General features: G+C 47.6%; 20 protein-coding genes. 18 read left to right on the top strand and 2 right to left on the bottom strand.

The features are described from left to right. The first annotated feature begins 30 nt into the window (after positions 1 to 30). Positions 31 to 2277: a DNA gyrase/topoisomerase IV subunit A gene (locus G5B12_RS07415; RefSeq protein WP_174087991.1), complete on the top strand. Its 2247-nt coding sequence runs from the start codon at positions 31 to 33 to the stop codon at positions 2275 to 2277. Between the two features lie 70 nt (positions 2278 to 2347). Here the strand turns inward: G5B12_RS07415 and G5B12_RS07410 are convergent, their stop codons facing one another. Then, positions 2348 to 2488, bottom strand: a complete 141-nt coding sequence (locus G5B12_RS07410) for a hypothetical protein (RefSeq protein ID WP_174087990.1) — start codon at positions 2486 to 2488, stop codon at positions 2348 to 2350. A 256-nt stretch (positions 2489 to 2744) separates the two neighbouring features. Between G5B12_RS07410 and rimP the strand changes: the two genes are divergently transcribed. The 13 genes from rimP (at position 2745) to G5B12_RS07345 (ending at position 14692) form a co-directional block, all read left to right on the top strand. After that, the gene (gene rimP / locus G5B12_RS07405) at positions 2745 to 3209 is read left to right on the top strand and encodes a ribosome maturation factor RimP (RefSeq protein WP_118062602.1); all 465 of its coding nucleotides are present in this window, start codon (positions 2745 to 2747) and stop codon (positions 3207 to 3209) included. Between the two features lie 43 nt (positions 3210 to 3252). Continuing rightward, positions 3253 to 4446: a transcription termination factor NusA gene (gene nusA, locus G5B12_RS07400; protein WP_118062601.1), complete on the top strand. Its 1194-nt coding sequence runs from the start codon at positions 3253 to 3255 to the stop codon at positions 4444 to 4446. Further along, positions 4446 to 4724: an RNase P modulator RnpM gene (gene rnpM / locus G5B12_RS07395; RefSeq protein WP_021977122.1), complete on the top strand. Its 279-nt coding sequence runs from the start codon at positions 4446 to 4448 to the stop codon at positions 4722 to 4724. Before nusA ends, rnpM begins: the two co-directional genes overlap by 1 nt. Beyond that, entirely contained in the window at positions 4711 to 5028 is a 318-nt protein-coding gene (locus G5B12_RS07390) for a L7Ae/L30e/S12e/Gadd45 family ribosomal protein (RefSeq protein WP_021977121.1), read from the top strand. Before rnpM ends, G5B12_RS07390 begins: the two co-directional genes overlap by 14 nt. 42 nt (positions 5029 to 5070) lie before the next feature. Next, positions 5071 to 7755: a translation initiation factor IF-2 gene (gene infB / locus G5B12_RS07385; RefSeq protein ID WP_174087989.1), complete on the top strand. Its 2685-nt coding sequence runs from the start codon at positions 5071 to 5073 to the stop codon at positions 7753 to 7755. Between the two features lie 12 nt (positions 7756 to 7767). Continuing rightward, a complete protein-coding gene (rbfA, locus tag G5B12_RS07380; RefSeq protein ID WP_021977119.1) occupies positions 7768 to 8136 on the top strand; it encodes a 30S ribosome-binding factor RbfA in 369 nt (122 codons plus the stop codon). Positions 8137 to 8145: 9 nt separating this feature from the next. Beyond that, entirely contained in the window at positions 8146 to 9102 is a 957-nt protein-coding gene (locus G5B12_RS07375) for a DHH family phosphoesterase (protein ID WP_161208999.1), read from the top strand. 6 nt (positions 9103 to 9108) lie between these two features. Next, on the top strand, positions 9109 to 9999 hold the full coding sequence (truB, locus tag G5B12_RS07370; protein ID WP_417028713.1) for a tRNA pseudouridine(55) synthase TruB: 891 nt from the start codon (positions 9109 to 9111) through the stop codon (positions 9997 to 9999). A 29-nt stretch (positions 10000 to 10028) separates the two neighbouring features. Next, positions 10029 to 10928: a bifunctional riboflavin kinase/FAD synthetase gene (locus tag G5B12_RS07365; protein ID WP_118062596.1), complete on the top strand. Its 900-nt coding sequence runs from the start codon at positions 10029 to 10031 to the stop codon at positions 10926 to 10928. Between the two features lie 155 nt (positions 10929 to 11083). Then, positions 11084 to 11350, top strand: a complete 267-nt coding sequence (gene rpsO, locus G5B12_RS07360; RefSeq protein WP_015525801.1) for a 30S ribosomal protein S15 — start codon at positions 11084 to 11086, stop codon at positions 11348 to 11350. Between the two features lie 197 nt (positions 11351 to 11547). After that, positions 11548 to 13641: a polyribonucleotide nucleotidyltransferase gene (locus G5B12_RS07355; protein WP_114001447.1), complete on the top strand. Its 2094-nt coding sequence runs from the start codon at positions 11548 to 11550 to the stop codon at positions 13639 to 13641. Positions 13642 to 13644: 3 nt separating this feature from the next. Beyond that, a complete protein-coding gene (nrdG, locus tag G5B12_RS07350; protein WP_044961222.1) occupies positions 13645 to 14136 on the top strand; it encodes an anaerobic ribonucleoside-triphosphate reductase activating protein in 492 nt (163 codons plus the stop codon). A gap of 43 nt (positions 14137 to 14179) precedes the next feature. Next, positions 14180 to 14692, top strand: a complete 513-nt coding sequence (locus tag G5B12_RS07345) for a deoxyuridine 5'-triphosphate nucleotidohydrolase (RefSeq protein WP_015525804.1) — start codon at positions 14180 to 14182, stop codon at positions 14690 to 14692. Positions 14693 to 14786: 94 nt separating this feature from the next. On the opposite strand, the gene G5B12_RS07340 is transcribed toward G5B12_RS07345, so the two are convergent. Next, positions 14787 to 15161, bottom strand: coding sequence for a DUF1292 domain-containing protein (locus tag G5B12_RS07340; protein ID WP_174087988.1), 375 nt, complete (start codon positions 15159 to 15161; stop codon positions 14787 to 14789). Between the two features lie 200 nt (positions 15162 to 15361). Here G5B12_RS07340 and G5B12_RS07335 point away from each other — a divergent pair, with 200 nt between their 5' ends. The 4 genes from G5B12_RS07335 (at position 15362) to G5B12_RS07320 (ending at position 19285) form a co-directional block, all read left to right on the top strand. Beyond that, positions 15362 to 16117, top strand: a complete 756-nt coding sequence (locus G5B12_RS07335; RefSeq protein WP_015525806.1) for an exodeoxyribonuclease III — start codon at positions 15362 to 15364, stop codon at positions 16115 to 16117. A 62-nt stretch (positions 16118 to 16179) separates the two neighbouring features. Next, entirely contained in the window at positions 16180 to 18105 is a 1926-nt protein-coding gene (locus G5B12_RS07330; protein ID WP_244096060.1) for a Type II secretory pathway, pullulanase PulA and related glycosidase, read from the top strand. Continuing rightward, positions 18056 to 18649, top strand: a complete 594-nt coding sequence (locus G5B12_RS07325; protein ID WP_021977109.1) for a DUF5662 family protein — start codon at positions 18056 to 18058, stop codon at positions 18647 to 18649. Before G5B12_RS07330 ends, G5B12_RS07325 begins: the two co-directional genes overlap by 50 nt. A gap of 57 nt (positions 18650 to 18706) precedes the next feature. After that, positions 18707 to 19285: a DUF6553 family protein gene (locus G5B12_RS07320; protein WP_021977108.1), complete on the top strand. Its 579-nt coding sequence runs from the start codon at positions 18707 to 18709 to the stop codon at positions 19283 to 19285. The last annotated feature ends 56 nt before the right edge of the window (positions 19286 to 19341 follow it).

Genomic DNA, 19341 nt, shown 5'->3' with positions numbered 1-19341 from the left:
ACCAACGGATCAAAATTGGGAGAATAAACTATGAATACGAAACAGGACAATATCATCCGCACCGATTATGCGGAGATCATGCAGAAATCATATATCGATTACGCCATGAGCGTTATCATTTCCAGAGCGCTGCCGGATGTACGTGACGGACTGAAGCCGGTACAGCGCCGGACCCTTTACGATATGTATGAGCTGGGCATCCGTTACGACCGCCCGTACCGTAAATGTGCCCGTATCGTAGGAGATACCATGGGTAAATATCATCCTCACGGTGACAGTTCTATTTATGATGCTCTTGTAGTCATGGCGCAGGAATTTAAGAAAGGTCGTACACTGGTTGACGGACATGGAAACTTTGGTTCCATTGAGGGAGACGGAGCCGCAGCCATGCGATACACAGAGGCACGTCTTGAGAAGCTGACCCAGGAGGTTTTTCTGGAAGATCTTGATAAGAACGTTGTGGACTTTATGCCGAACTTCGACGAGACCGAGAAAGAACCGGTAGTGCTTCCGGTAAGAATCCCTAACCTTCTGGTAAACGGAGCCGACGGAATCGCTGTAGGTATGGCCACCAGCATCCCACCTCACAATCTGGGTGAAGTAGTAGATGCAGTGAAGGCATACATGAAGAACAATGATATCAGCACCCGTGGGCTGATGCGTTATCTCAAGGGCCCGGATTTTCCGACAGGTGGTATCGTAGTAAATAAGGACGACCTTGTAAAAATCTACGAATCCGGAACAGGCAAGCTCCGTATCCGCGGACGGGTAGAAATAGAGAAGTTGAAGGGTGGTCGTCAGCAGCTGGTGATCACAGAGATTCCCTACACCATGATCGGCGCCAACATCGGAAAATTCCTCAATGATATCGCAACTCTGGTGGAAACCAAGAAGACTACAGATATCGTGGACATTTCCAACCAGTCATCTAAGGAGGGAATCCGTATCGTTCTGGAACTGAAGCGCGACGCAGACGTGGAGAACCTTACCAATATGCTCTACAAGAAGACCAGACTGGAGGATACTTTCGGTGTCAATATGCTGGCAGTTGCAGACGGAAGACCGGAGACCCTGGGACTGAAGCAGATCATTGCCCATCATGTTGATTTTGTTTTCGAAGTAAATTCCAGAAAGTACACCACCCTTCTTGCCAAGGAACAGGAGAAGCGTGAGATCCAGGAAGGTCTGATCAAGGCTTGCGATGTTATTGATCTGATCATTGAGATCCTCCGCGGCAGCAAGAGCCGTGACCAGGTAAAAAAATGCCTCACAGATGGCATTACAGAAGGGATCAGATTTAAAACCAAGACCTCCGAAAAAGCGGCAAAAACCCTGAAATTCACAGAAAAACAGGCCGCAGCTATCCTGGACATGCGTCTTTACAAGCTGATCGGTCTGGAGATCGATGCTCTGATGAAGGAGCATGAGGAAACCATGAAGAACATTGCTGCTTATGAGGATATCCTGAATAATTATGACTCCATGGCAGCAGTGATCATGGGTGAACTGGATCAGATCAAGAAGGAATACGGCAGTAAGCGTAAGACTTCCATTGAAAACGCAGAGGAAGCTGTTTATGAGGAGAAGAAGATGGAAGAGACCGAAGTCTGCTTCCTGATGGATCGTTTCGGATATATGCGTCTCATTGACAAGAATGCCTACGAGCGTAATAAGGATGCCGCTCATGCAGAGAGCCGCTATGTCTTTACCTGCATGAATACGGATAAGATCTGTATCTTTACAGATACCGGCAAGCTCCACACAGTGAAGGCAGAGGATATCCCGCTGGTACGTTTCCGTGATAAAGGTGTTCCGGCAGATAATCTGGGTAATTATGACAGTACTTCCGAGCAGATCCTTTATGTGGCACCGCTGAGCCAGGTGGCAGCCTCCACAGTGCTCTTTGTTACAGAGAATGGCATGTGTAAGCTGGTAAAAGGAGAAGAGTTCCGTGCTTCCAAACGTACCATTGTTTCCACCAAGCTTGCAGAGGATGACCGCCTTGTATTCGTAGGAGCAGCGGACGAGATGGATCAGGTTGTGTTCCAGTCTGAAAAGGGATACTTTCTCCGTATCATGAAAACCGAGATATCCGTCACCAAGAAAAACGCTATGGGTGTCCGTGGCATGAAGCTTACCGGTGAAGACCGGATCCACCATGCGTATCTTTTGGAAAGCAGGCAGGAGTATGCCATTACCTACCACGACAAACCATACGTACTCAACAAAGTCAAACTCGCCAAGCGAGACACCAAAGGTGTGAAGCCGAGAATCTGATCACCACCCCGCCATCCATCTCACAGCCTACGGTGATCTGGCTGGAACTGACCATTCGTGAGATGCACGCTCATTTCCGGTTTGACGGGCAGATATGAGGGGAAGGCTCTCCTCCCTGAAATACGTAGACAAAGGTCAGCTCTACGAAGCCACCATCCTCAAGTCCCTGAAAGAAGACACCACCCGCCGCACTGTAGTCCTGGTATCCCACAGAGTCTCCACCATGAACGTGGCAGATGTGGTGTATGAGATGGAGAACGGGAGATTATCATAAGAGATAGCACGTTGGATGTACAAAAACCACAAAAACCGGAAATCGCAATTAATACTTGCAATTAACAGACATTGGTGTTACAATGAACGAAACTAAGAACTTGTTGGCATAGGAGTGGGCGAGAGCCCGCTCCTATTTGCTGAGAAGGAATTTGTTCAGAAACAGGCAGAAATAAGAAAGGCAGGTGGGAAGCATGAGCAGACGGGAAGAATATGAACAGAAAGCAGAGGCGATCCTTACACCGATCGTAGAGTCCAAGGGCTTTGAACTGGTAGATGTGGAGTATGTCAAGGAAGCTGGAACCTGGTATCTCAGAGGTTATATCGACAAGCCGGGCGGAATCACAGTCAATGACTGCGAAGACGTAAGCCGTGCATTCAGCGATATCCTGGATGAGCAGGATTTCATCGAAGACAGCTATATTATGGAGATCAGTTCTCCGGGACTTGACCGGCCTCTTAAGAAAGAGAAAGACTTTAAGAGAAGCCTTGGCAAGCTGGTGGAGATCCGTACCTACCGGCCGATCGAGAAACAGAAAGAATTCTGCGGTATTTTAAATGCATATGATAGTAACAGTGTGACAATCGATGAAGACGGCACAGAACGCACTTTTGATAAAAAAGATATCGCCCTGATTCGTCTTGCGATCGAATTCTAAAAGAGAATCGAATCTGTAAAAATTCAGGAGGAAAAAAAGGAAAATGAGCAGAGATTTAAGAGACGCGCTGGACGTTCTCGAAAAAGAGAAAAACATCAGTAAGGATACACTGCTGGAGGCAATTGAGCAGTCACTGATCCAGGCATGTAAGAATCATTTCGGAAAGGCAGATAACGTTCACGTTATGATCGATCCGGAGACCTGTGATTTCAGTGTTTACGCTGACAGAACTGTTGTAGAGCATGTGGAGGACCCGGCCCTTGAGATTTCTCTGGTGGATGCACAGAAAACAAACACCAACGCAGAGATCGGTGATGTTATGAAAGTTGAGATCCAGTCCAAGGAATTCGGACGTATCGCAACCCAGAACGCAAAGAACGTCATTCTTCAGAAGATTCGTGAGGAAGAGCGCAAAGTTCTCTACGATCAGTACTACGGAATCGAAAAAGAAGTAGTAACCGGTATTGTTCAGAGAGTAATGGGCAAAAATGTCAGCATCAACCTCGGTAAGGCAGACGCAGTCCTCACAGAGAACGAGCAGGTAAAAGGCGAGACATTCCAGCCGACTGAGCGAGTAAAGGTTTACATCCTTGAGGTAAAGGATACACCGAAGGGACCACGTATCCTTGTTTCCAGAACACATCCTGGCCTTGTAAAGAGACTTTTCGAGTCCGAGGTTGCAGAGGTAAGAGATGGTACCGTTGAGATCAAGAGCATTGCCCGTGAGGCAGGTTCCCGTACCAAGATCGCCGTATGGAGTAACGATCCGGATGTAGATGCTGTGGGAGCATGTGTCGGTATGAACGGCGCACGTGTAGGTGCGGTTGTCAACGAACTTCACGGTGAGAAGATCGATATCATCAACTGGGATGAGAACCCGGCAATCCTTATCGAGAACGCATTAAGCCCTGCAAAAGTTATCGCAGTTATGGCAGATCCGGATGAGAAGACTGCACTGGTTGTAGTTCCGGATTATCAGCTTTCCCTTGCCATCGGTAAAGAGGGACAGAACGCACGTCTTGCTGCAAGACTTACAGGATTCAAGATCGACATCAAGAGCGAGACACAGGCAAGAGAGTCCGGTGACTTCTACGATGATTACGATGAGGAACACGAAGAAGCAGAGGACGAAATGACAGAAGAGGCTGTTTCCGAAGAAATTCCGGAAACAGAGGAAGATACAGAAGAGACAGAAACAGAAGCTGAAGAAACAGCAGATGGAGATGCCGAAGAATAATGAAAACGAGAACCAAGATTCCCATGCGTCAGTGTACCGGCTGCAGGGAAATGAAAAGCAAAAAGGAAATGATACGAGTTCTCAAAACATCAGAGAATGAGATCATCCTGGACGCTACAGGTAAGAAAAACGGACGCGGCGCATACCTTTGTTTCTCAGAGGAATGCCTGGAAAAGGCCATCAAAAACCACGGCCTGGAGCGTTCCTTGAAAATGGCAGTTCCGGATGAAGTGTATCAGAACCTCAAGAAGGAGTTTGAGTCAATTGAAAAACAGTAAGGTTTTATCACTCATCGGACTTGCGACAAAAGCAGGAAAAACAGTGAGCGGAGAATTTTCCACAGAGAAATCCGTAAAAACAGGAAAAGGTTTCCTGGCACTGGTGGCAGATGATGCCTCCGAAAACACAAAAAAGAAATTTCGGAATATGTGTACCTATTACGAAGTTCCGTTATATTTCCTTTCAGACAAAGAGAGCCTGGGCAGAGCAATGGGCAAAGAATTCCGTGCCAGCCTTGCCGTGCAGGACGAAAATTTTGCAAAGGCGATCATGAAGGAGCTGGAAAAAGAATCCGGCAGATAACCTGCATGATACAGGCGTCTGTAAGGAGGTTTGACGATAATAATGATAAAAGATAAATTCAGCAGATCGGGAAAGGAGCAATATAGACAATTGGATACTCCAAAAACAGAAGAAAAGACAACAACGGTGAACGCAGAGGGTAACAAGTCTGAGGCACCGAAAAAGAAAAAAAATATCATCCGTGTATTCCATGCACAGAATGCCAGCGACGGCGGTAAAGGAAGAAGAAAACCGGCAGCAGGCGAGAAAAAAGGCCCGGCACGTTCCCAGAACGGCGGACAGCGTCCGGCAGGCCAGGGTACAAGAAATAACGAATCCGGCGAGCAGAGAAACTCTCAGGGCGGAGCAAACCGTACTCAGGGCGGAAGACCGCAGGGTAATCGTCCGGAAGGAAGAAGAGACGGCAACCGTGACGGAAGAAGCTTCGAGGGAAGAAGAGACGGTGGAAACCGTTTTGGTGGAAACCGTTCCCAGAATGGTGAGGGACGTCCGGCAAGACAGGGTGAAGGAAACAGAGGACCACGTCAGAATGACGGAAGAGGCGGAAACCGTTTCGGCGGTGGAGCAAACCGTGGCCAGGGCGGTCAGGGCGGACGCTTCGAAGGCAGAGATGGCGGAAACCGTTTCGGCGGCGGAGCAAACCGTGGCCAGGGCGGCCAGGGTGGACGTTCTGAAGGCGGAAGAGGCGGAGATAACCGTTTCGGCGGTCAGAACCGCGGCGGCCAGGGCGGAGCACGTCCGGGACAGAAAAGAAGCAGTTCTTCCGATTCCGTATTTACTCCGGAGCTGACCAAGACATCCAAGGACAGCAAGCGTGAGCGTGACAGAGAGAACAAGAACAAGAAGAAAGATTTCGAGAAAGGCGGCCAGGGCGGACGCAGACCAAATCAGGGTGGACGCAGACCGAATTCCAGAATCCCGAAAGCGCTTCAGAAACCGAATCCACAGCCGAAGCAGGAAGAGAAGAAACCTGAGATCAAGGAGATCACCATTCCTGAGAAGCTTACCATCCGTGAGCTTGCGGACGCTATGAAGATGCAGCCATCTGTGATCGTTAAGAAACTTTTCATGGAAGGTGTCATGGTAACCGTAAACCAGGAGATCGACTTTGACAAGGCAGAGGAGATCGCACTTGGCTTTGATATCATTGCCGAGAAAGAAGAAAAAGTAGACGTGATCGCAGAACTCCTCAAAGAGGATGAAGAGGATGAGGACGATATGGTTCCAAGACCTCCGGTAGTCTGCGTCATGGGTCACGTTGACCATGGTAAAACATCTCTTCTGGATGCCATCCGTAATACAAACGTAACCAGAGGCGAGGCCGGCGGAATCACACAGCACATCGGTGCTTACGTGGTAAACATCAAAGGCCAGAAGATCACATTCCTGGATACACCGGGACATGAGGCGTTCACAGCTATGCGTATGCGTGGTGCCAACGCTACGGATATCGCAGTTCTGGTCGTTGCCGCAGACGATGGCGTCATGCCGCAGACTGTAGAGGCCATCAGCCATGCAAAAGCAGCAGGCGTTGAGATCATCGTTGCCATCAACAAAATCGATAAACCAAGCGCAAATGTAGAGCGTGTAAAACAGGAACTTTCCGAGTATGAACTGATCCCTGAGGACTGGGGCGGAAGCACCATCTTTGTTCCGGTATCCGCACATACAGGAGAGGGAATCGAGAACCTTCTTGAGATGATCCTTCTTACTGCTGAGGTTTCCGAGCTGAAAGCAAACCCGAACCGTGAGGCAAGAGGTCTTGTTATCGAGGCTCAGCTTGATAAAGGTAAAGGACCGGTTGCTACCATCCTTGTTCAGAAGGGTACTCTCCATGTAGGAGATTTCATTGCAGCAGGTGCATGCAACGGTAAAGTCCGTGCAATGATGGATGACAAGGGACGCCGTGTTAAAGAAGCAGGCCCGTCCACTCCGGTTGAGATCCTTGGACTTGGAGATGTTCCAAATGCAGGTGAGATCCTGATGTCCTTCGAGAGCGACAAAGAAGCCAAGAACTTTGCAGGCGCATTCGTTACAGAGAACAAGAGCCGTCTTCTTGAGGAGACCAAGGGCAAACTTTCTCTGGATAACCTGTTTGATCAGATCCAGGCAAGCGACCTTAAAGAGCTTCCGATCATTGTCAAAGCCGATGTACAGGGATCTGTTGAGGCTGTAAAACAGAGCCTTACCAAACTTTCCAACGAGGAAGTTATCGTTAAGGTGATCCATGGAGGTGTAGGTGCCATCAATGAGTCTGATGTCAGCCTTGCCGCAACATCCAATGCCATCATCATCGGATTTAACGTACGTCCGGATACCACAGCAAAACAGCTTGCTGAGCAGGAGGGCGTTGACCTTCGACTTTACAAGGTTATCTACCAGGCAATCGAGGATGTGGAGGCAGCCATGAAAGGTATGCTGGATCCGGTATTCGAGGAGAAAGTTATCGGCCACGCAGAAGTACGTCAGCTGTTCAAGGCATCCGGTGTGGGAACCATCGCAGGAAGCTATGTACTGGATGGTACATTCCAGCGTAACTGCAAGGTTCGTATCACAAGAGGTGAGGACCAGATCTTTGAGGGTGAGCTTGCATCCCTGAAGAGATTTAAAGATGACGTTAAGGAAGTCCGTGCAGGATATGAGTGTGGTCTTGTATTCAACGACTTCAACGATGTTAAAGAAGAAGATAAAGTCGAAGCATATATCATGGTAGAGGTACCAAGATAGGAGTGACTTGTAATGAGAAAAAACAGCATTAAAAATACACGTGTGAATGGTGCAGTTCTTAAAGAACTCAGCACCATCATACACAGCGAAATCAAGGACCCCAGAATTCATCCGATGACTTCTGTGACAGCCGTGGAGGTGGCACCGGATCTTAAAACCTGCAAAGCCTACATCAGTGTACTTGGCGAAAAGCAGGCCAAAGATTCCACCATCCGTGGATTAAAGAACGCAGAGGGTTATATCCGGAGAGAGCTGGCCAGAAGACTGAACCTCCGCAATACGCCGGAGATCCGTTTCGTTCTGGATGAGTCCATCGAATATGGCGTAAATATGTCAAAGAAGATCAATGACGTAATGAGTGGGATGGAAACAGAGGAATAGGTGGAAAAAATGAAAAACATTTCAGAAATACTGGAAAATGTAAAAACCGTAGGCATTGGCGGCCACATCCGTCCGGATGGAGACTGTATCGGTTCCTGTATGGCTCTGTACCTTTATATCCGGGAATATTTTCCGGATATTGAGGCAGATGTCTATCTGGAACAGCCGAAGCCTATATTTGATTACATCGACAGAATGGATGAGGTTAAGACAGAAGCAGAAGAAGAGAAAGAGTATGATCTTTTTATCACCTGTGATGTCAGCGCACTGGATCGCCTTGCTGTTGCCGGAAAGTATTTTGACACAGCAAAAAAGACCGCATGCATTGACCATCATGTAAGCAATAAGGGGTTTGCGGATGTCAATCATGTAAGGGGCGACGTCGGTTCCGCATGTGAGGTTCTTTACGGGCTTCTGGATGCAGATAAGATTGACCGTTCCATTGCGGTTCCAATTTATACGGGAATGGCACATGACACCGGCGTATTCCAGTATTCTTCCACAACACCGGAAACCATGAGGATTGCCGGTGAGCTGATGAAAACAGGATTTGATTTCAGCAGGATCATCGATGAGTCCTTTTACCAGAAAACATATCTTCAGAATCAGGTTATGGGCCGTGTGCTGGCAGAGAGCATTCTGCTTCAGGATGGCAAATGCGTAGTCGGATATCTGAAAAGACGAGAGATGGATTTCTACGGTGTGGAAGGAAAGGATCTGGAGGGAATCGTAAGCCAGCTCCGTCTGACCGCAGGCGTGGAGGTTGCGATCTTTATCTATGAGATGGAGACGCAGCTCTTTAAAGTATCTCTCCGTTCCAACGGAAAGGTGGATGTGAGCAAAATTGCCGTATTCTTCGGAGGCGGCGGACATATGCGTGCAGCCGGCTGCGACATGCAGGGTTCCATGTACGATGTGATCAACAACCTTACCGCTGAGATCGAAAAACAGCTTGCAGAGGAGTAGAAACAGATCATGGACGGAATACTTGTGATCCGAAAGGAAAAAGGTTATACCTCTCATGATGTAGTTGCAAAGCTGCGTGGAATTCTCCACATGAAAAAGATTGGCCATACGGGAACGCTGGATCCGGCAGCAGAGGGAGTGCTCCCTGTTGCTCTTGGAAGAGGAACCCGTCTGGTAGAGCTTCTTACAGAGAAAGAAAAAACATACGAGGCAGTTTTAAGGCTGGGCGTTTCCACAGACACCCAGGACATGACAGGAACCATTCTTTCCGAGAAACCGGTAACGGTTACAGAAGAGGAAGTCCGGGAAACGGTTGCTTCTTTTGTGGGAGAACAAATGCAGGTTCCGCCGATGTATTCCGCTCTGAAAGTGGGCGGAAAGAAGCTTTACGAGCTGGCCAGAGAAGGAAAAACCATAGAGCGCAAACCGCGCCCTGTGGTTTTTTATGAGATAAGGATACTGGATATGGACCTCCCGCTGGTACGTATCAGCGTTACCTGCAGCAAGGGAACTTATATCCGTACACTTTGCAATGATATCGGAGAAAAATTAGGCTGTGGCGGTGCCATGGAAGAGCTTCTTCGGACCCAGTCCGGGAATTTCACACTGGAAGAGAGCATGACACTTTCCCAGGTGGAAGAAGCGGTTGCCAACGGAACCATCGGCGAAAAAATCGTTTCTATTGAAGATGTACTTTCCATGTATCCGGCGCTTATCTGTACACCGGAAGGAGACAGGCTTCTTGGTAATGGAAATCCAGTTCCGGAAGAACTGGTACAGGGCGGCAGCAGGGAAGAAAAAGTCCGGATGTATAAAAGCAGCGGAAACTTCACAGGAATATACGGCTGGGATGAAAGAAAACAGAAATATGTTCCCGTCCGCATGTTCTTTGTATAAATTTTTTACAAAAACTTGCAGGAGCAGATATGGAATACTTGAAGATTGACGGAGAATTTCCGCGCCTGTCAGGGAGTGCGGTAACACTTGGAAAATTTGACGGCATACACCGTGGACACCGGAAACTGGTGGAAAGAATTCTGGAGCAAAAAGAAAAGGGACTTCAGACAGTTCTCTTTTCCCTGGGAATCGGAAGCCAGATGATCTTTACAAAAGAAGAACGATGCAGGATTCTTGAGGATGCAGGTGTGGATGTTCTGATCGAATGCCCGCTGGATGCCAGGATCCGCCACATGAAAGCAGACACTTTTATTAAAGAGATTCTGGTGGGGGATCTTCAGGCAGAACACGTTGCCGTAGGAGAAGATTTCCGGTTTGGATATGAACGCAAGGGAAATCCGGAACTTCTCCGGGAGATGGGAAAGAAGCTTGGCTTTTCGGTGGATGTGATTCCAAAAGAAATGGAAGGAAAACGAAAGATCAGCAGTACCTTTATCCGTGAGGAACTGAAAAGAGGTAATATGGAAAAGGTCAATGATCTTCTGGGCTTTCCGTTTTTTGTGGATGGAGTGATCGAACATGGAAGAGGAATGGGACATAAATTTCTTCTTCCGACAACCAATATTATTCCGGCGAAAGAAAAGCTGATGCCTCCAAACGGGGTCTACGATACAGTGTCCCATTTTAAGGACAGAAGCCTTAAAGGAATCACCAATGTAGGATACAAGCCTACGGTGGGGGAGAAATTCCTGGGTGTTGAGACTTATCTCTTTGATTGTGAGGAAGACCTGTACGGAGAGTCCTGCAGAGTGGAATTTTTTCATTATTCCAGACCGGAGAAACGTTTTTCTTCCATAGAAGCTCTGAAAGAACAGCTTATGAAAGACGCGGAAAAAGGCAAGGCTTATTTTCAAAGCTTCGAAAAGTAAAAATTTCCGGTAAAAACTTTTCAAAAAAACAGTTTACAGGTCAGGAACCGTGTGCTATACTGTTCGAGGTGAAAAAAGCCAGTATTCAGAAGCCGGAGACTCCGACCACTTCTTAATACCCGGCGTTTAATTAAAATTTCAAGGAGGAAACAACAATGATTTCTAAAGAGAAGAAAACAGCGATCATGAAAGAGTATGCAAGAACAGAGGGTGACACAGGTTCACCGGAGGTTCAGGTTGCAGTTCTTACAGCAAGAATCCAGGAGCTCACAGAGCACCTTAAAACACACCACAAAGATCATCATTCCAGAAGAGGTCTTCTGAAAATGGTAGGTCAGAGACGTGGCCTTCTTGCTTATCTTAAGAAAACAGACATCGAAAGATACCGTGCACTGATTGAGAAATTAGGTTTAAGAAAATAATTGCTACGGGAGGGGCGGATGATTCCATCCGCCCCATTTTAACATGTGTGATAAACACAGACGGAATTACCGCAGGAGTGATTTCCGAGACTACTGAAAAGCCCATTTCCGGTCGAGATCTTTTTCAAAGGAAGTGGTCTTTTCAGTTGTTTCGGGCTCCTGTCAGATATTAATATAATAAGAAAAGGAGAACGAATATGTACAAAAGTTATTCCATGGAACTTGCAGGAAGAACACTGACTGTAGATATCGGACGTGTAGCGAAACAGGCCAATGGTGCTGCTCTTATGCACTACGGTGATACTACGGTCCTTGCTACTGCTACCGCATCCAAAGAGCCAAGAGAAGGGATCGATTTCTTCCCGTTAAGCGTTGAGTATGAGGAGAAAATGTACGCAGTAGGAAAGATCCCGGGAGGATTCAACAAGAGAGAGGGTAAGGCAAGCGAACATGCGATCCTTACATCCCGTGTTATCGACCGCCCAATGCGTCCACTGTTCCCGAAGGATTACAGAAATGACGTAACACTGGTAGACATGGTTATGTCTGTTGATCCGGAGTGCAATCCGGAGATCCCGGCTATGCTTGGTTCTTCCATTGCAACCTGTATTTCTGATATCCCATTTGACGGCCCATGTGCAACCACACAGGTTGGCATGATCGACGGCGAGTTCATCATCAACCCGACACTTGCACAGAAGGCAGTTTCTGACCTTCAGCTTACCGTAGCTTCCACAAGAGAGAAAGTTATCATGATCGAGGCCGGAGCCAACGAGATTCCGGAAGACAAGATGATCGAAGCCATCTACAAGGCTCACGAAGTAAACCAGGAGATCATTAAATTCATCGACCAGATCGTAGCTGAGTGCGGAAAAGAGAAACATTCCTACGAGTCCTGTGCAGTACCGCAGGAACTCTTTGATGAGATCAAGAAGATCGTTCCTCCGGAAGAGATGGAGGTTGCCGTATTCTCCGATGACAAACAGACACGTGAGAATAATATCAGCGAGATCACAGACAAGCTGAAAGAAGCTTTTGCAGATAACGAAGAGTGGCTTGCCGTTCTCGGTGAGGCTGTATATCAGTACCAGAAGAAGACTGTCCGCAAGATGATCCTCAAAGATCACAAACGTCCGGACGGCCGTGAGATCAGACAGATCCGTCCGCTGGCTGCGGAGACAGACATCATCCCGAGAGTTCACGGTTCTGCCATGTTCACAAGAGGACAGACTCAGATCTGTACCGTTACCACACTGGCTCCTCTTACAGAGGCACAGCGTCTTGACGGACTGGATGAGTTTGAGACATCCAAGAGATATATGCATCACTACAACTTCCCGTCCTACTCCGTAGGTGAGACAAAACCTTCCAGAGGACCGGGACGCCGTGAGATCGGCCACGGAGCACTTGCTGAGAGAGCACTGGTACCGGTACTTCCTACAGAAGAGGAGTTCCCGTATGCAATCCGTACCGTATCTGAGACATTTGAGTCCAACGGTTCCACATCCCAGGCAAGTATCTGTGCATCTACCATGTCACTGATGGCTGCCGGTGTACCGATCAAGAAACCGGTTGCAGGTATTTCCTGTGGACTTGTTACAGGTGAAACAGACGATGATTACATCGTTCTTACAGATATCCAGGGCCTTGAGGACTTCTTCGGAGATATGGATTTCAAGGTAGCCGGAACACATGACGGAATCACAGCGATCCAGATGGATATCAAGATCCATGGTCTTACAAGACCGATCGTTGAGGAGGCGATCCGCAGGACAAAAGAGGCAAGAGAATATATCCTGACAGAAGTTATGGAGAAATGTATCGACAAGCCTCGTACAAGCGTTGGTGAGTTTGCTCCGAAGATCATTCAGATCCAGATCGACCCGCAGAAGATCGGTGATGTAGTCGGACAGAGAGGAAAGACCATCAACACGATCATCGAGCGTACAGGTGTGAAGATCGACATCACAGATGACGGCGCAGTTTCCATTTGCGGAACAGACCAGAAGGGTATGGATGAAGCAAAACGTATGATCGAGATCATCACTACCGAGTTTGAGGCAGGACAGATCTTTACAGGACGCGTAGTCAGCATCAAAGAGTTTGGCGCATTCCTTGAGTTTGCACCAGGCAAGGAGGGAATGGTACACATTTCCAAGATCTCCAAACAGAGGATCAACCGTGTTGAGGATGTTCTCACACTTGGCGACAAAGTTAAGGTTATCTGCCTTGGCAAGGACAAGATGGGAAGAATCAGCTTCAGCATGAAGGATGTACCGGAAGAAGCATAAATGATGAGATATCACAATATTACCAAGGACGATATGTTAAACGGAGACGGACTTCGTGTAGTACTCTGGGTGGCCGGCTGTTCACACGGCTGCCGGGAGTGCCAGAATCCAATTACCTGGGATCCAAACGGAGGTCTCCCATTTACGGACAGCGAGCGAGCTGAGATATTTGCAGAGCTGGACAAGGATTATATCAGCGGGATCACATTCTCAGGAGGAGATCCCCTGCATCCTTCCAATATCGCTGAGGTAACAGCTCTTGCAAGAGAGATCAGAGAGAAGTATCCGGATAAGACCATCTGGCTGTATACGGGTTCTCTCTGGGAAGAAATCCAGCAGTACGAGATCATCCATTATCTGGATGTATGCGTGGACGGGGAATTTCAGGTGGACAAGAAAGAGGTTCGTCTGAAATGGAAAGGCTCCTCAAATCAGAGGGTGATCGATGTACAGGCGTCACTTCGTGAGAACCGTGTGGTTCTGTACACGGAGTGATCAGAGGTTTTTTTGAAATTACCTATTGGGAGTGGAACGAAAAATGAAAAGAATTGCGAAATTTCACAAGGTAAGTTTTGAACAGTTTGCAAAGGACTGGAAGGATACCTTTGAACAGTATTCAGAAGAGGAGATCCGGAATATCTATGACAGTCTGAAGCTTCCGAAGAGAGCTACGACCGGAAGTGCAGGATATGATTTTTATGCACCTGTGGATGTGACCATGAAGCCAGGTGAGATCGTAAAGATCCCGACCGGTATCCGTGTAGAGATGGAAGAGGGCTGGGTCCTGAAATGTTATCCGAGAAGCGGATTGGGATTTAAATTCCGGCTGCAGCTCAATAACACAGTGGGAATCATTGACAGCGATTATTTCTTTTCCGACAACGAAGGTCATATCTTTGCCAAGCTGACTAACGATACAAGAGAAGATAAAACGATCCAGATCCCGGCAGGAACCGGTTTTATGCAGGGGATCTTTGTGGAATACGGAATCACCGTGGATGACGATGCAGATGCAGTAAGAAACGGCGGCTTCGGAAGTACCACAAAATAAAACAAAAGCCCGGAAGGCGGAGGTGTGAAGACCACATACATCCGATTTTCCGGGCTTGTTTTGTGTAGTTACTGCTTTCCGATAAATGTACTGTTTAGCTGAGAGGTGCGTCTGCCTCCTCGTCTGCACGTGCTTTTTCCACGACTGCGTTAAAGGCATTTGCGGCAGCGTCGTACTCTTCATCATCTTCAATGTTTGCCAGCATCGGATCGCCGTCTGCTGTGCGGGAGAAGCTGTAGAGATAAACCTCACCGGTCTCATTCTGGCCGTTCTCATCCAGTGGGAGAAGTGCGATATATTCTTTGTTCTCTACAGGGAAAATAGTAAGGATGGCACATTCTACCTCAGTATCATCATCCATAGTCAGGGTGATGGTATGATGTGCTTCATCTACCTTGCTTTCGCAGTTAGCTGTGCAGGAAGCGCAGTCGCTTGGTGCACATCCGCTTTTGTTAAATTCATCATTCATAAAAAAATCCTCCGTTCTGCTGCTGCCTGTAAATAAGAGGGCAGCTCTGCATGATATAGAGAACATTTTAACAGATATGACGTAGAACAGCAACAAAATATTTGAGAGCCTGAGAAAACTTTCAAAATATTTTTTGCTTAATCCGACAATGTGAGATATAATAAAAATATGACGAAAAAATGAGGAGAAAATATAAAAATATGAAATTTATTTCCTGGAATGTAAATGGGATCCGGGCCTGTATCACCAAGGGCTTTGAGGAACGCTTTCATGAGCTGGATGCAGATATTTTCTGTCTGCAGGAGACGAAATGCCAGCAGGGACAGGTGAAACTGGAACTTCCCGGATATCATCAGTACTGGAACTACGCAAACCGCAGAGGCTATTCAGGTACAGCCATTTTTACGAAGAGGGAGCCATTATCTGCGGCTTACGGGATCGGGATAGAGGAGCATGATAAAGAAGGACGTGTCATCACGCTGGAATTCGATGAGTATTATTTTGTGACTGTATATACTCCCAACTCCCAGAGTGAGCTCCGCCGTCTGGAATATCGTATGAAATGGGAAGAGGATTTCCTGGCTTATCTCCTGAAACTGCAGGAGAAGAAACCGGTGATCTGCTGTGGCGACCTTAATGTGGCACATCAGGAGATCGATCTCAAGAACCCGAAGACCAACCGCAAAAATGCAGGCTTTACGGATGAAGAGAGAGCCTGCTTTACCAGAGCCCTTGAGAGTGGCTTTATTGATACATTCCGCTATTTTTATCCGGATAAAGAGGGCGTTTACTCCTGGTGGTCCTACCGTTTCCGTGCACGAGAGAAGAACGCCGGCTGGCGTATCGACTATTTCCTTGTTTCCCCTTCCCTGAAAGAAAAGCTTCAGGATGCGAAGATCCACGGAGAGATCATGGGATCCGATCATTGCCCGGTTGAGCTGGATATTGATCTGTGACGGATCCGGCGAAAAGGATTTCTATGGATTTGAATAATAAAAAGAGAAAAGGAGGAGTTGCCTTGGCAAGCCGCAGATTAGGTCGAGTGGAGAAAGGTCAGCCGCTGATACTTGGAGCCAACAAAATGGAGGGCGGTTATAATTTTGCAGTGGAGGCATCGGAGGATTCTGAAGTATCCCTGCTTTTATATAAAAAAAGAGGAGCTGCCGCACCGGTGGAGATCGTTTTTCCAAAGGATTTCCATACAGGACGTGTGTGGGCGCTGAAGCTGTGCAGTGCTTCTCTGAAGGAGTTTGAATATAATTATAAAATAGACGGTGAGATCGTGCAGGATCCGTATGCATACGGACTTCACGGGAGAGAGCATTTCGGAGTACCTTACGATCCGGAAAAGGAGGTCCGCTGTCGCTTCCTTAATGAGAATGTTTCCGGCTGGGAAAATGAAACTGCACCGGCAGTAGAATATGAAAATATGATCCTGTACAAGCTTCATGTCCGTGGTTATACGAAGCTTGCCAGAAAGATGGTTTCCCATAAGGGGACTTTTCTTGGCCTGACAGAGATGATCCCTTACTGGAAAGAACTTGGGATCAATGCCATTGAACTGATGCCTGCCTATGAATTCTGTGAGGTTCCGATCAGTAAACCGAAGGAAGGCAGTGAACACATCAAGACCCGCCGAAAGGAAAATATAGTGAATTACTGGGGCTATGCTTCCGGCTTTTATTTCAGCCCGAAGAGTGCTTACTGCAGTACCAGAGAACCGGAGCAGGAATTCCGGTATCTGATCCGGGAGCTGCACAAGAACGGTATTGCCTGTATCATGGAATTCTATTTTCCGGAGGAAACAGACAGCCTGATGGCTCTTCGAGCCCTGCAGTTCTGGAGAGATTTTTACCATGTAGATGGATTTCATGTGCTGGGAGAGGGCTTTAACCGGGAGATGCTTCTTCGGGACGGAATCCTTTCCGGAGCAAAACTGATCTTCCAGGGCTTTGATTTTGATCATTTTTACAGAGGAAAGCTTCCGGTCAGACGCTGCGGAGCGGAGAGCAATATGAATTTTCTCCAGGATATGCGCCGTTTCCTGAAAAGCGATGAAGGTATGGTGGAGGCTGCAGCATGGCATATCCGTCATAACAGCGAGAATCATGGAGTGATCAATTACATGGTCTGCCAGGACGGATTTACCATGAATGACCTGGTGAGCTACAATTATAAACATAACGAGGCCAATGGCGAGGGCAATCAGGACGGAAGCAGCTATAATTATTCCTGGAACTGTGGTGTGGAAGGCCCTACCCGTAAGGTTTCCGTCCGTCAGATGAGGGAACGCCAGATCAAAAATGCCTTTCTGATGATGCTGCTGAGTCAGGGTGTTCCCATGATCTATCACGGTGATGAATTCGGCAATTCCCAGAGCGGAAACAATAATGCCTACTGTCAGGATAATGCTACCGGCTGGACAGACTGGAAGGGCCTTTCCAGAAACCAGGGACTGAGGGAATTTGTAAAGGATGCCATTGCTTTTCGTAAGGCCCATCCCGTTCTTCATATGCCGGTGGAACTGAAAGGGGTAGATTATCTGACCAAGGGGTTCCCGGATGTGTCTCTTCACGGGGAACGTGCCTGGTATCTGAGCTATGAGAATACCAGCAGGCTTCTTGGTATGATGTACTACGGAGCCTATGCAAGGGAAAAAGAGGATCTGGAGGCTGCAGAGGATGATTTTATTTACATCGGCTATAATTTCCACTGGGAAAACCGGAGCCTTGCTCTGCCCAATCTCCCGGAAGGCATGTGCTGGAAAAAAATCGCAGATACCTCTCTTTACGGAACAGGATTCTGTCTGGAGGAGGAAGAAGAATATAAAAAATCAATCGAAATAGGACCCCGCGCCATTGTGGTATTGCTGGGCAGACAGGAGGCGGAGAAAGATGCGATCATGGCACCCGTGGCTGCACTTCAGGACCATCACGAGGCATAAGCTTCTGGTGATGAAATATTGTTTTCGTATCGGGTTATATAAGCAGGGGTTGCTTCATGACCTGTCCAAATATTCCCCGACGGAATTTCTGGTAGGCTGTAAATATTATCAGGGGACAAGAAGCCCCAACAACGCAGAACGTGAGGCAACCGGCGTATCCATGTCCTGGCTGCACCATAAGGGAAGAAACAGACACCATTTTGAACATTGGGTAGACTATTCCCTTGACGGTGAGCATGTGATCATGGGAGCCAGAATGCCCAGAAAATATGTGGCGGAAATGGTCATGGATCGGATCAGTGCATCCAGAAACTATCTGGGAGAGGAATATACCTATCATGAACCATTGCAGTATTTTCTGAAAAGCAAGGAGAAGCTGTGGTTTATCCATCCACAGACAAAGAAAGAGCTGGAGGGACTTCTCCGGATCCTGGATAAATACGGAGAGGATAAGACCCTGTGGTATATCCGCAATGTATATCTATGTGATAACCGCGGAAAAAAAGTGAAAAGCCCTGGGAAAAAGCTTCGAAATCACAGATAGGGGTGTATTTTTGGCAGGTTGTCTGATATAATATTCAGATATCAGGAGGAAGAATGAATGGATACACCAACAATTGCGAAATACTATAGAGAGAAAGATCCCATGGAGCGCCTGAAGCTTCTGGAGCAGTCCATTGCAGCAGGAGAAGAACCGGAAGAAAACAGGATCCGCAAGGAACTCTGGGAGATCCGTTACAGCGATAAAGCTGAGACTGGTGATACCAGGGCAGACGGTTATCTCGGTCTCTGGATGACCATGGAGTTTAACCGGAATTCCGCTTCCAGATTCTTTGGCACAAGAAGTGCGAAGAAAGAGATAGGCAAGTATCTTAAGAAGCTGAAATTTCAGGAGTTCCAGGAAAAGGGCGGTCTTTATGAGGAGCTTCTTTACCGGGAATGCTGTCATCTGGTTCTGGTCTACATGGATCTCTGTCAGACAGATAAATCCTATAACACAATGATTTTCGGCCTGATCCACATCAAGGAGGACAGTGCGAAGGCCAAGGTCCAGAGAGACATCAGGGAAACAGCTGTGGAGCTTCCGGCTAATCTTGGAATGGAAGCTGAGCTTGGAATCATCACAAGAGCTGCCAGAGAGATCTACAGGCAGTATTATCCCAACGAAGGAAACATTTAGGAGGCCGGAGCGCTTCCGTTTCAGGCTGTCTGACTACTCAGGCAGCCTTTTGTTGC

The organism is Blautia sp. MSK.20.85 (assembly GCF_013317245.1).
Lineage (GTDB): Bacteria > Bacillota > Clostridia > Lachnospirales > Lachnospiraceae > Blautia_A.
The sequence above is the reverse complement of the archived record's forward strand: the minus strand, read 5'-3'. Positions and strand labels throughout refer to the sequence as shown.